General features: G+C 53.0%; 8 protein-coding genes. 4 read left to right on the top strand and 4 right to left on the bottom strand.

Features of this window, described 5'->3' with window-relative positions; translation table 11 throughout:
- Positions 1-10 precede the first annotated feature (10 nt).
- Complete coding sequence (locus NEA10_RS01740; protein ID WP_252665257.1) at positions 11-439, top strand: MAPEG family protein; 429 nt, start codon at positions 11-13, stop codon at positions 437-439.
- 13 nt (positions 440-452) lie between these two features.
- Here NEA10_RS01740 and NEA10_RS01735 read toward each other — a convergent pair whose 3' ends face one another.
- From NEA10_RS01735 to NEA10_RS01720, 4 genes are all read right to left on the bottom strand, one after another.
- Positions 453-1,466 carry a cysteine hydrolase family protein gene (locus tag NEA10_RS01735; RefSeq protein ID WP_252663498.1) on the bottom strand — a complete coding sequence of 338 codons (1,014 nt, stop codon included), beginning with the start codon at positions 1,464-1,466 and terminating at the stop codon, positions 453-455.
- Between the two features lie 146 nt (positions 1,467-1,612).
- On the bottom strand, positions 1,613-3,022 hold the full coding sequence (locus NEA10_RS01730) for an NAD(P)(+) transhydrogenase (Re/Si-specific) subunit beta (protein WP_252663497.1): 1,410 nt from the start codon (positions 3,020-3,022) through the stop codon (positions 1,613-1,615).
- Entirely contained in the window at positions 3,019-3,312 is a 294-nt protein-coding gene (locus tag NEA10_RS01725) for an NAD(P) transhydrogenase subunit alpha part 2 (protein WP_068787869.1), read from the bottom strand. Before NEA10_RS01725 ends, NEA10_RS01730 begins: the two co-directional genes overlap by 4 nt.
- Positions 3,313-3,381: 69 nt before the next feature.
- Complete coding sequence (locus tag NEA10_RS01720; RefSeq protein ID WP_252663496.1) at positions 3,382-4,524, bottom strand: Re/Si-specific NAD(P)(+) transhydrogenase subunit alpha; 1,143 nt, start codon at positions 4,522-4,524, stop codon at positions 3,382-3,384.
- 611 nt (positions 4,525-5,135) lie between these two features.
- On the opposite strand from NEA10_RS01720, the gene NEA10_RS01715 reads away from it, so the two are divergent.
- The 3 genes from NEA10_RS01715 to NEA10_RS01705 all read left to right on the top strand — a co-directional run bounded on the left by NEA10_RS01715 (position 5,136) and on the right by NEA10_RS01705 (position 13,421).
- A complete protein-coding gene (locus tag NEA10_RS01715; protein WP_252663495.1) occupies positions 5,136-5,696 on the top strand; it encodes a DUF2808 domain-containing protein in 561 nt (186 codons plus the stop codon).
- A gap of 188 nt (positions 5,697-5,884) precedes the next feature.
- Positions 5,885-7,579, top strand: a complete 1,695-nt coding sequence (locus NEA10_RS01710; protein ID WP_252663494.1) for a flavin monoamine oxidase family protein — start codon at positions 5,885-5,887, stop codon at positions 7,577-7,579.
- Between the two features lie 103 nt (positions 7,580-7,682).
- Entirely contained in the window at positions 7,683-13,421 is a 5,739-nt protein-coding gene (locus NEA10_RS01705) for a protein kinase domain-containing protein (protein WP_252663493.1), read from the top strand.
- Positions 13,422-13,440: the final 19 nt, after the last annotated feature.

Below are 13,440 nucleotides of genomic sequence, written 5' to 3'. Positions count from 1 at the left end.
AAGTCCCGTGATGGTAATCCAATGGTCTGACTCGCTGATTTTGCTGCTAGCGATCGCCCTGGCGGCAGTATTGATCTATCTGCCCTATCTGCTAGTGGGCTACGCTCGCTTTCGGGTGGGCTATGATCTTGCTGCCCCTCGCGCGATGTTTGATCGCCTCCCGGCTTATGCACAACGGGCAACCTGGGCTCATCAGAACTCCTTTGAGACGTTCCTACCCTTTGCAGCGGCGGCGTTAATTGCGTATGTCACTCATGGAGAATCCGCCACAACAACTTGGGCTGCATTGATTTTCTTGGCAGCTCGTGTTGTTTATTCTGGCTGTTATATCTTCAATGTGCCGCTGGTACGGTCAGCCTCGTTTGTTATTGGGAGTCTAGCTACGTTGGTGCTGTTTGCGGTTGGCCTGGATGCAGCCGGACTAAATTTCGGGTTTTGACCTGGCCAGCCACCTAACATAGCCAATCCGAGGAAGATTCAGACGAAACCCGTTGCATTCCCATGGCAGCGAACTCGGTGAATGCCGCTTCAGCTGCGTCGGTAAAGTCCACTACACCTGGAATAACGACAGCGGAGGTGCAATCATCAAGGAGATAGACTCGTTGAGTCATGGCCTGCACCTGCTCAGGGTGGCGTAAGCGAATTTCTTGACACAAATCTCGCACAGTCCAGGCGACACAGTGACTTTTAGCTTGTCCAGCGATAATAAGTTGGTCAAAGCTGAGAAGATGCTCGATTAGCGCTGCATTTTTTCGGCTAATCACCTGACCATCGGGGGCCGTTTGTACTTCAGGTTTTAAGACGGAGTAATTTTCCGTTAGAGGGTGAGATCCCTTCAGTTCATAGCGGGTGGGGCTACAACGGACTAGGCTATGAACAAAACAGGCTTCCTCAACGGCGGCCACTAGGCTATGGCCAATACCGCCAATCATCCCATGGTAGGCCCAAATGGTTAAGGGGTATTTACTCTCTTGGGTCAATTGCCGGGCATAATGACGAGCATAGGCATCGGCATCAATCTCAATGGGCAATAGGGGGACAATCTCGGGATTAATGCGCCAGGTTCCCGCCTCAATTTCATCTAAGTCTAAAGTACTCATAGGTGCAGGATGCTCTCCCGCATCGTTAACCCAAAAGGCGGGATGAAAAATCTGCAAGGCACTGTGAGTATCCAGGGTGGGAATAATTTCTGTAATTTGTCCTAAATGACGATAGATAAACTGGCAAAGTCGCTGATTATCGTCAACCGCCCCTCGACCACTTTTTCCAGCGACGAACAGTTCAAATCCGGGGATACAAAATGTATTCTGGACATCAATTAACAGCAAGCCAATGCGCCGACTATCCTCACAAGCGGCTGTAATTCTATGCTCTCGTTGCCATTTTTGGGCATCTTGGGCGCGATCGCCATAGGGAACTCGCCAAACATCACCCACTGTTTTGGGATTAAACCAGGAAGGTAACATCAAGGGTTAATTGGTAATTAATAATGGACATTTTACGGATAAAAAAATATTAAATCGGAGTCCTTCGGGGTCAAGATAATAAGAAAGATTATGGCAGATTATATCGGTTGCTGTAGGGGCGATTTTCGCCCCTACTTGAGCGAAGGTTAAAGCTGTTTCACTTCAGCCACTAACTTCGAGACCATATCCTTGGCGGAGCCAAATAACATCATGGTTTTGTCGCGGTAGAATAACTCATTATCCACCCCAGCAAACCCGGTACTCAGACCGCGTTTGATAACAATCGCATGTTTAGCGCGATCAACCTGAATAATCGGCATTCCATAAATGGGGCTATCTTTCTCAGTTTCCGCCGAGGGATTGACCACATCATTGGCACCAATCACTAAGGCAACATCCGTCTCCTCAAACTGAGGATTGATGTCATCCATGTCATAGAGCGCGTCATAAGGCACATTCGCCTCAGCTAACAACACATTCATGTGACCTGGCATCCGCCCTGCCACAGGGTGAATCGCATACTTAACCTCAACTCCCATTTTATCGAGCTGATCGGCCAGTTCACGAATTGAATGTTGAGCCTGAGCTACCGCCATTCCGTATCCGGGGACAATCACCACAGAACGGGCGTAACCGAGCATCATGGCACATTCTTCGGGGTCAATGTTACGCACCACTTTCTCCCCTTGACTGCCACCGCCTCCCGTTGCCGTTCCACCGCTTTCTCCGGTTCCGAACGCTGCAAACAAAACATTGGACAGGGAGCGGTTCATGCCTTTACACATGATGACCGTCAGAATAATCCCCGAGGCCCCGACGAGGGCCCCAGCGATAATCAGCATATTGTTCATGACCACGAAACCCGCCGCACTCGCTGCTAACCCAGAAAAGGAGTTAAGCAAGGAGATGACCACAGGCATATCTCCGCCGCCAATGGGAATAACAAACATCACCCCCAACACCAGGGAAATTACGACCAAGCCCAAAAACAGAGAGGGGGTGGGAGACGTGGCGATCAAATAGCCACTGCCAATGAGAAAGCTCACCAGTAAGGCAGCATTAAAGGGCTGTTGTAGCGGGAAGGTAATGGGAGAGCCCGAAATCAGCCCTTGCAGTTTGGCAAAGGCGATGAGGGAGCCGGTAAAGGTGACCCCCCCAATGAGAACCCCCAGCATGACGGTAATGGTTGAGCCGGCGTTGGGTTCAGCGGTGAGGTCAAAGTAATGCCAAAATTCGGCCATGGCCACCAAGGCCGAAGCTGCCCCGCCTAAGCCATTAAAAAGCCCAACTAACTGGGGCATTGAGGTCATCGCCACCTTTTGGGCAGTAATGGCTCCAATCACAGAGCCGATGGCAATTCCCAGCAGAATCATCGGGTAGTTGAGAACCTGGCGATCGAGTAGGGTCGCGACGATCGCCACGAGCATCGCCAGAGAGGCAAGACGGTTGCCCTGACGAGCCGTTGCCGGTGAACCGAGGCGTTTCAGGCCTACGAAGAACAGGGACGCGGCAACCAGATAGCTCAATTGAATGCCAGTTGGCAAAAAGTCGCTCATGCTTTAGCCTCTTTTTTCTTGAACATTTGCAGCATACGGTCGGTGACGAGGAAGCCACCCACGACGTTAATGGTGGCAAAGACAACAGCCACGAGTCCGAGAATCACGGTCACGTTCCAATCGCGATCGCCCGCCACCACGATCGCCCCCAACAGGGCAATCCCGGAAATGGCATTCGCCCCTGACATCAAGGGCGTGTGTAGAGTTGGTGGCACCTTATTAATGACCTCAAATCCCGCAAAGGAGGCAAGGACAAAAATAAATAGTGCCGCAATAATGGGGTCAGTCATGTCAAAATTCCTTGGCAATCATCCAGGTTGGTCATATTAGAGAGTCGGTCAAGGTTGGAGGAAACTCCCTTAAGCCACGGAGGTCACCTCTAGGGCCTGACGAACCCGCTCATTGCGGATTTCTCCCTTAAAGGTGACACAGGTATCGCCCGGGATATCATCCTCGAAATCCAGATTAAGCTGGTCATCCTGAATCAGGTAGTCCAAGAAGGTGGAAATATTCTTGGCATACATCTGACTGGCGTGAACCGGCATCGAGGCGGGCAAGTTGACCGGGCCAATGAGGGTCACGCCGTGACGCACCACATGAGCGCCGGCTTCAGTCCCCTCACAGTTCCCTCCCTGTTGTGCGGCTAAATCCACCACCACGGACCCTGGACGCATCCGAGCAATCATCTCATCGGTGACAATGCGTGGGGCTTTTTTGCCCGGAACCTGGGCGGTGGTAATCACCGCATCCGCTTGGGCGACACTGTTAGAGATGGCCTCCTGGGTTTTCTGTTTGGAGGCTTCCGAGAGTTCTTTGGCGTAGCCACCTTTGGCGACCGTGTCTTCTTCGAGTTCCACCTCAACGAACTTGGCACCGAGGCTTTGCACTTCCTCTTTCACCGCCGGGCGAATATCAAAGGCTTCGACGACAGCTCCCAGACGGCGGCTGGTGGCGATCGCCTGTAAGCCAGCTACCCCAGCCCCAACGATAAAGACCTTAGCGGGGCGGATGGTTCCGGCGGCGGTGGTCAACATGGGGAAGAACTTCGGTAACGCCTCTGCCGCTAGGAGAACCGCTTTATACCCCGCCACCCCCGCCTGAGACGAGAGTGCATCCATACTCTGGGCACGACTGGTACGGGGGATAAGTTCCATACTCAACGCCGTCACCCCTCGCTGAGCAATCTGCTGCATTAGTTCAGCATTGGCCAAGGGATTGAGAAAACTAATCAGAGTGGTTTCTGAGCTGAGGCGTTCGACTTCCTCAGGGGTTGGGGGCGCCACTTTCAAGAGCACATCGTTTCCCTGCCAGATCTGACTCGAATCTGAGACAATTTTGGCACCAGCGGCTTCATAGGCCGAGTCAGGAAAGAACGATCCCTCACCAGCCCCGGCCTCGACCGAGATATCGAGTCCCTTTTTGGTCAGCCGAGCAACGATATCGGGAATAAGGGCAACACGGCGCTCCCCGACCTCGATTTCTTTGGCAACTGCAACTTTCATGAAGACTCCTCTACGGGTTTAATGCTGCGATTTTAGCGGCGGGATGACTTGACGATCAGTTCGTGATAACCAAATTGATACGACAAGTAGTGCAACCCGTGATACGACCCCGGACAGTTGGATGAACGGTAACCCCTGTGTCTTTCAAAGACTGGGGCCGGATTGTATCTGCTTCTATCTACTGGGAATAGTAGATCAATCTCTAGAAAGTGGCACAGGCTCTTTAACTTGTCTTAAGACCAACCCCGATACTGGAAACGAGTTCGAGCCTCCTGCCGTCCCCAAAATGTCAGCTAACTTGGATATTTATCCAGTCACTCGGGCCTCTTGGCATCTAAGTTCTATCTAGACCGCGAGGATTTCTTGGCCAACCGCCGAAACTTAACAGAGCCTGAGTGCAGGTCTGGGTAAAGACTCTAAGCTACAGCAAGACCTAAGGACCGGGAGATTCTGGCCAGCGTGGTGGGCGATCGCCCAGGGAATGAACTATCGTAACAGTTGACCCTGGCTATTGATACATTAGTTAACACTGTAGAATTAACAGGGCAAAAAAGCGATCGCACGCTCCCGAACCATCACACCCGTTTTGCGATCTAGATTTAGGAGTTATTATGAAACGTTGGTTATCTGCAAGTTTGATCATTGGGGCCTTGGCCGTTGCGGCTCCCCCCGAGGTGACCGCACAAGGGTTACCTGGATTTACCCTCTTCGGCGGTCCACGACGGGAAAATCAACTCAGCTTTCGCCTTGACTATGGCCGAACCGGACATCCGCGCGATCGCTATCGTCTGCGGATTCCTGCCGATAAAATGAGCTTCGCTGTCAATCAGTTCTCCATTGACTACCCTGATTACTTCGATGGTCAGTTCGATGTCAATCTCAACCCCGACCGAGACCCCCATCGGCAGCCCGTCCAGGTGAGAGTTCGACAAAATCGGGACTACGAGGTGATCCCCCTAGAAGAGGTGATTTGGGATCAAGAGAACCACGTCATCGAAATTTATCCCCTTGAGCCGGTTGCAGCGGGGAATGATATTGAAATCGTCTTTTCTAACGTCCGCAATCCTCGCTTCGGGGGAATGTACTACTTCAACGCACGGGTATTTAGTCCTGGGGATCTTCCCATGGCTCGCTATCTGGGAACTTGGGTTTTGAACATTAGCCCCCGCTAATCTCGATTACGGCGGCAGTTCAGCCTCTGAGGTTCCCCCGAGTCTCGGAGGCTGATGTGATGCTCCTCGCTCGCTCCATGAGGCTAGACCCCCAAAAGTCGCTACCACGTGACCCAGGATAGAGCAGGTATCGCTAGGTCAAGGGTAGACTATGGCTATATCCCAGGTTCTATTACAGCCATTGTGTTATGTCTCTTTTATCGAACATCGCCCCCAACACATCAGCCAGTTCAATTAAGGGGATGATTGATACCCTCTATGACTACGTCGATTTCATTAAACAAGGACCCATTGCCAGTCTTCCACAACCCCTCTGGGGAACTGAGGTGGCGATTATTGGCGCTGGTGCATCCGGGCTAGCCGCCGCTTACGAGTTATTGAAAATTGGGGCGCAACCCGTGGTATTTGAGGCCAGCAATCGCCTAGGAGGACGCGCCTACTCCCACAAATTTCCCAACTCCGACATCTTTGCTGAATTCGGTGCCATGCGTTTTCCTCTTTCGGGAGGATTATTTCTTTTCTATCTCAACCAAGTTTTTGGGTTAACCGAACGCGGCCCCTTTCCTGATCCGGGTCAAGTCCCCACTCGTCTCTACTATGAAAATCGGATCATTGACTGGCCAACAGGAGAGTCAACGCCCAAGGATGCCAAATTTCGAGCTATTGGCCAAGCCTGGTCTCAATTCAGTAATGGGTTATGGCAACCTTTACAAGAGGCTTGGCAGAGCCAGGATCGTGATCGGCTGCGACAAATTTGGCAGTCCTACATTGATCGCTATAAAAATTTAACCTTTTACGAAGGGGTGCGACAAGGAATTCCCCATTGGACTGACGAAGAATTGAACGCATTTGGTGCTTTGGGGATCGGCTCTGGAGGCTTTGGCCCCCTCTATTCCGCCAACTTCCTAGAAATTTTTCGCCTGATTGCCAACGGTTGGGAAAATCAACAACAGTTTCTGCCCTTTGGCATCAGTACGATGATGGAGAGGTTCTATCATCAATCCGTCACCCTCCCGAGCGGCGAGTCTGCCTCCCTGGCTTCCACGGAGGCAATCCGCTATCGCTCACAGGTCACGGCAATTGACTTGTCTCAGGAGCAACCCCAAGTGACCTGGCGTGATAGCCAGGGAACAACCCATCATCAATGTTTCCCAGCCGTGATTGTTGCCATCCCTACTCGAGCTATGGAACGGTTGGGCTTAACCCTAGGTGGTTCCGGTATTCCGGTGGTTGATGAAGCGGTGAAAGTAGCTATTCGCAACCTCCACACGACGAACTCATCCAAACTCTTTATCCGCACTAAAACCAAGTTCTGGCTCGATGATCCAACCTTTCCTCAAAATATCCAAACTGACGAATTGCCTCGCGGCGTCTATGCTTTGGACTACCCTCGTCCTTACAACCCCGAGGACAACGGCGTGATCCTCATCAGCTATACCTGGGAAGATGACTCTAGTAAACTCCTTGCCCTGGATAAACAGGAGCGTTTGCAGTGTTTCCGTCAGGCGATCGCCAACGTTAGCCCCGAGTTTGCAGAGCATTTACAGCCTCTACAGGGCGAAGATGATATCCTGTGTGTAGACTGGGAGGTTGAGTCTGGTTATCAGGGAGCATTCAAACTCCAATATCCCGGTCAGGATGCCCATCTTCATGCCCTTTACTACCAATTCCAAACAGCATTGTCTCCAGAGAGCGATCGCGGGATTTACTTAGCCGGAGACGGCGTCTCCTGGGCCGGTGGTTGGATGGAAGGGGCATTGACAACAGGGATAAACAGTGCCTGTGCGGTAGCTTTGCGTCTTGGCGGTCGGGTGCGCCCAGGATCTCCGCTGAGCCAAAACCCGAATCTCTATCACTATGGCGATCGCTCAAGCGAACCCTAGTCACGAGACACGTCGATTAAAATTTAATAAATTACGGACGAAACCAGGTCATTGCCGTAAATACCCTTAGTGGCTCTCAGGCTGTGCCGGTGTTGACTTAAATATGGCCATTCCTCTCATCCCAGGCTACTCCATTTCCACAATCCTTCATAACAGTTCCAAGACTCGGGTCTATCGCGCCGAGCGGGATCAAGATGGCCAAGCGGTGGTGTTGAAAGTCTTAAAACCCGATCAAGATGGAGGACTCTATGACTGCCATCGCTATGAGCGAGAATATGAAATCCTCAAGAGCCTGAACTTAGAGGGGGTAGTCAAAGCCTATGACCTAATCTCCCATCGCCGTTTACCAATTCTCATCCTGGAAGACTATGGAGGCTTAAGCCTATCTCAGTGGTATCTCCAGCAACCGACCAACTCCTGGACCCACTGCCTACGTATCGCCGAAGAGATCGCGTTGATTGTAGCGGACGTTCACCGCTGTGGCGTTATTCACAAAGACCTCAACCCCGCCAATATTTTAATTCACCCAGAAACCGGTCAACTTAAACTGATTGACTTCGGCATTTCCAGCCGCTTTCGGCGTGAACAGCCCAACCTCACCCCACCCCAGAGTCTAGAAGGAACCCTCCCCTACTGCTCCCCAGAACAAACTGGGCGTATGAATCGCGTCCTTGACTCTCGCAGCGATCTCTACTCACTCGGGGTTCTCTTCTACGAACTCTGTACCGGAACTCTCCCCTTTGAACATCCTGATCCCCTGGAATTAGTTCATTGCCATATTGCTCAACCGCCTCCAACCCCTGAAGCTCCGGGATTACCCCCCCTTGTGGCCCAGATTATTCTCAAACTCCTGGCCAAAAATGCCGAAGATCGCTATCAAACCGCCCGGGGGCTAGCCGAGGATTTACGGCGCTGTCGTCAAGCTTACGAGCAACACCAGTCGATTGACCCCTTTCCCCTCGGGAGTACAGACCGCTGCGATCGCCTACAAATACCGGAAAAGCTCTATGGACGGGACTTAGAACTTCAGCGACTACAACAGGCCTTTGACCACAGCCTCGGGGACCAGAGAAACCCAGATATCACCGCCGCCGCCTCACTCCTGCTGGTAACTGGGCCCTCGGGGATGGGGAAATCTCGATTGGTTCAGGAAATCTACGCCCCAATTACCGCCGCGCGGGGCTATTTTGCCCGAGGTAAATTTGACCAGCTTCAGCGAGCCATTCCCTACGCCGGCCTGACTCAAGCCCTCTCAGATTTAGTAGATCATCTCCTCCTTGAAGGAGATGACCAGGTACAAATTTGGCGGGACAAACTGAAAACTGCCCTGGGTCATAACGCTCAAATTGCCGTCAAGCTTGTCCCCAATCTAGCATTCATCCTAGGGGAGGTGACCTCAGTCCCTGAACTCCCCGCCAGCCAATCCCTGGAGCGCTTCAACTTCGTCATCGAAAACCTGCTACGGGTCTTTTCTCAACCCGAGCATCCCCTCATTTTGTTTCTCGATGACGTGCAATGGGCCGATGCGGATAGCTTAAAACTACTCCAGCGCGTCCTACTCAATGAACAAGGATTCGCCTTTCTGCCCATTGTCGCCTATCGCAACGATGAAGTCGGTCGCACCCATCCCTTAGCCGTTCTCCTCGACTACCTCGAACAGTCCGGGGTCTTCATCGAGCAGCTTGAGCTTCAGCCCCTCGACCTCAAGGCCGTGACTGAGCTGATCGCCGCTGCCCTTGAGCAAACCTTAGAACAGGTGAGTCTCCTCGCTCAAGTCATTGAGCGCAAGACCTCGGGAAACCCATTTTTCATTACCACGTTGCTGACAACCCTCTACGAAGATGGGATCATTCGCTTCAATGACCGTCATGATGACCGGGCAACGGTCAATCCATGGTGTTGGGATCTCGCTGAGGTAGATCAGCACCTAGCCGATAACCTGGTGGACTTAGTGATAGCTAATTTCCGTAAACTTCCACCAGAGACCCAACAGCTCTTGGAATTGGCCGCCTGCGTCGGCAACGACTTTAACCTCGATCGCCTCAGCTCCCTGACTCAAGACTCGGTAGCCGTTATCATTCAAACCCTACTCCCCGCTATTGAGGCAAGATTTGTCATCGTGGATACTCAGTCCCAGAGGGAGGGACGAGTTAACCCCTATCACTTTGCTCACGATCGCCTACAAGAAGCCGCCTATGTATCAATGGAGGCTAACCGGCGGATTAAAACGCATTGGCAAATCGGTCAAATTCTGCTGTCAGAACTCGCCTGTGGCAACTCCCAGGCTACCTATTTTGAAATTGCTGACCATCTCAACCTGGGCCTACCCCAGGTTGATGACCCCAATGATTTCACCCAGGTCAGCCGCTGTAACATTCTCGCCGCTCGTCAAGCTCGCTCAGCAGCCGCCTATCCCGCCGCTGCCAACTACCTGGCCGTGGCCCGAGAGCTGGAAGGAGACGAGCTTTGGCAACAGGACTACTCCTTCGCCCTGACCCTGTACCGTAACTCCGTCGAAGCAGAATATCTGTGCAGCCATTATGACCAGGCAGCCCAGTTAGCGCAACAGGTTCACCAGCAGGCGCAAACGGTCTTGGATCGGGTTCCGGTTTGGGAAATCGAAATTCAGTTTCATAGCGTCCAAAACCAAATGCAGCAGGCGATCGCCCTCGGTCAGGCCGCCCTAGACCATCTCGGCATCACCGTCCTAGACGAGGCGCCAGACTTAGGGGAGATCGAACAGTGGGATGCTCTGCCCCAATTAAGAGATGCAACAGCTCAGGCTGCCCTACGGATCGGTTTGGTGCTATTCAGTCCCATGTGCATCAGCAGTCCTGAACAACTGGCCCCCCTGAACTGGACCATGTTAGACCTATGCTGGCGCCATGGAAACTGCGCAGAAGGAGCCTTTGCCTATGCCTTTTGCGGCTTAATCCTGGGAACGCAAACCCTTGACATTCAACGGGGGTACGCCTTTGGAGAATTAGCTCAACGGGTCTTAGACCGCTACCCCAATCCGGCTGTGGACTGTAAGGTCTTGGAGTTGTTCCATGCCTTTATCCATCATTGGCAACGTCCCCTGAAATTTGCCCTGACGGGTTTACGGGAGACCATCCAAATCGGCTTACAAACCGGGGATCTCGAATTTACTGGCTATGCCATCCTTCACTATGGCTCGAACCTACTGTTGAGCGGCGAACCCCTCAGCCGCGTTGAAGAAGAACAACGAGACCTAATCGCCCTGCTACGGCGATTCAACCAAACCTTTTCTCTGGCCTATGCCAGCCTCTGGACCCAAATGACGTTGAACCTTCAGGGTCACAATGCCAATCCCAGGGACTTGGCCGGGGAGTTGTTTGATGCCGCACCTCAGCAGGCCCAATGGGAGGAAGACAAGACTCACGCTGGGTTGTACAATCTGCACCTGGTTCAGGGGATGCTCCTGTATCTGCTTCGAGGAGATGGAAGGGCCGCTCTGACTGCCTTTGAACAGGCTCGACTCTACGTCAACGCCATGGCAGGCTTATTACCCGCCCTGGAACTGCCCTTCTATGAGGCTCTGGCGGCTCTGAGGGTTTATCCAGACGCATCTGAGGCGCAACAGCAACTCCTTTGGACTCGGATTCTTGAGCAACGGGATAGCCTGGAGCGTTGGGCCGAGGCCAGTCCCAGTACCTTTGCCCATAAACGAGATCTCGTAGTTGCGGAAATCGCTCGGCTCTCGGGAGATATCCTGACCGCCGAGGTGGCCTATGAACAGGCGATTGAAGGAGCTGCCCTAGGGGAGTTTCTCCATGAAGAGGCCCTGGCGTGGGAGTTGGCGGGAGACTTTTATCGGGGCCGGGGACGCACTCGCATCGCTCAGGCTTATCTACAGTCGGCTTACGACACCTATCGCCGTTGGCAAGCCCCCGCTAAGCTAGCTCAACTGGAGGCTGATTATCCCTTGGATTGGTTTACCTCCTCCAGCTCCAAAACCACGACCCAGACCACCAGGCTGACCAGTACCGGGAGTCAGAGTGGGGCGTTGGATTTGACGGCTGTGGTGAAGGCGGCCCAGGCGATCGCCCAAGAGATTGAATTGGACCGCTTGTTAGCAACGTTGATGCGAACTGTCCTCACCAGTGCCGGTGCCCAATGGGGGGCCTTAGTGTTGCCGCCGGGGAAGACTCGCCCGAACTGGACGATCGCCGTTGAGGGTCGCCTATCCGATGAGCTAGAGCCAGAACAGGTGCAGGTGGAGGAGCGACCCCTAAATGGGACCTTGGCAACCTCCATTGTCTACTATGTGGCCCGAACTCAGAAACCTGTGGTGTTAATGGATGCCCGCAGCGAGGGCCGGTTTGCTCAAGATCCCTATTTGCTCAGTCAGCAACCGCGATCGCTGCTCTGTTATCCCCTACGACATCAAAATGAACTGATTGGGGTCGTCTATTTGGAAAATAATCTCACGCCGGGAGCCTTTACGGTCGAACGGATTGAGTTGTTGCAGTTACTGTCCGGACAGGCGGCGATCGCCCTGACCAATGCCCAGCTTTATCAGGAAATCCGCAACAGTGAACAACAACTGAAACAGTTTCTGGGGGCGATGCCGGTGGGCGTGTTTGTCGTCGATGCTCAGGGCCAACCCTATTACGCCAATCACACTGCTGAGCGTCTTTTGGGCAAGGGGATTGTTGCCAAAAGCCTTCCTGGGGATTTGGCACAGATCTATCATGCCTATCGCGCCAGTGATGGCAACCCCTATCCCTCGGAGGCATTACCGTTGATACGGGCGCTGCGGGGAGACTGTTCGGCAATTGATGACCTGGAAGTTGATAATGGTCAGCGGCGTGTTCCCTTGGAGGTGTGGGGGACGCCTATTTTTGACGGGAAGGGTGAGGTTCTCTATGGGCTAACAGCGTTTCAGGATATCAGTGAACGTCGTCAGGCCGAGGCGGATCGCCGGGCCTTCGCCGACCATTTGAGTGCCCTGAACCAGGCCCATGCCCGCTTTGTCCCCCAGCAGTTTCTGCAATTGCTCAACAAACAAAGTATCTTGGACGTGGACTTGGGCGATCGCCTACAACGGGAGATGTCAGTTCTGTTTGCCGATATTCGCAAATTCACGACTCGCAGTGAACAACTTTCCCCCAAGGAGACGTTTGCCTTTCTCAATCATTTTCTCAGCCAAATTGGCCCGGTGATTCAAGACCATCAGGGATTTATTGACAAGTATCTGGGTGATGGCATTATGGCCCTGTTCAGCGGTGGGGCCGATTCAGCAGTTCAAGGGGCGATCGCCATCTTGCAACAATTGGCCCACTTCAATCGGGAGAATCCGCACATCGAACCCATTGAGTTGGGGATTGGCATTCATACGGGCCCACTGATGTTAGGAATTGTCGGTGAAACCAATCGTCTCGATGGAACGGCGATTGGAGATACGGTCAATTTGGCAGCTCGTCTGGAACAATTGACAAAAGACTATGGCGCACCGCTGCTGATTAGTCAACGAACCGTTGAGGGACTCGCTCACCCTCAAGGGTACCGGCTGCGTCGGCTAGGCGTGGTCACCGTAAGGGGGAAATCTCGCAGGACGACCCTGTATGAGGTATTTGACGGGGACTCTGAGGCCCTGCGTCAGCAAAAACAGGAGACTCTCGCCACCTTTACTCAGGCCGTCCAAGCTTACGAACAGCAGCAATGGACTGAGGCGATCGCCGGGTTCGAAGTGTGTTTAACGACTTGTCCCGAGGACTCCGTGGCCCGACGTTACTGCGATCGCGCTCGGCGTGCCCAGCAACAAGCCATCCAAGGCTCAAAAATTGCCAATCCTTTAGCACAGCCCCAGGGATTTTGATGTAGAATGGTAAACTGCA

The sequence above is a fragment of the Phormidium yuhuli AB48 genome, from assembly GCF_023983615.1.
GTDB classification, from domain to species: domain Bacteria; phylum Cyanobacteriota; class Cyanobacteriia; order Cyanobacteriales; family Geitlerinemataceae; genus Sodalinema; species Sodalinema yuhuli.
This window is presented reverse-complemented; position numbering and strand designations above follow the sequence as displayed.

Coding starts and splice junctions, on each gene's coding strand:
- NEA10_RS01740 (WP_252665257.1), top strand. CDS start 11: ATGGTAATCCAATGGTCTGACTCGCTGATTTTGCTGCTAGCGATCGCC.
- NEA10_RS01735 (WP_252663498.1), bottom strand. CDS start 1,466: ATGTTACCTTCCTGGTTTAATCCCAAAACAGTGGGTGATGTTTGGCGA.
- NEA10_RS01730 (WP_252663497.1), bottom strand. CDS start 3,022: ATGAGCGACTTTTTGCCAACTGGCATTCAATTGAGCTATCTGGTTGCC.
- NEA10_RS01725 (WP_068787869.1), bottom strand. CDS start 3,312: ATGACTGACCCCATTATTGCGGCACTATTTATTTTTGTCCTTGCCTCC.
- NEA10_RS01720 (WP_252663496.1), bottom strand. CDS start 4,524: ATGAAAGTTGCAGTTGCCAAAGAAATCGAGGTCGGGGAGCGCCGTGTT.
- NEA10_RS01715 (WP_252663495.1), top strand. CDS start 5,136: ATGAAACGTTGGTTATCTGCAAGTTTGATCATTGGGGCCTTGGCCGTT.
- NEA10_RS01710 (WP_252663494.1), top strand. CDS start 5,885: ATGTCTCTTTTATCGAACATCGCCCCCAACACATCAGCCAGTTCAATT.
- NEA10_RS01705 (WP_252663493.1), top strand. CDS start 7,683: ATGGCCATTCCTCTCATCCCAGGCTACTCCATTTCCACAATCCTTCAT.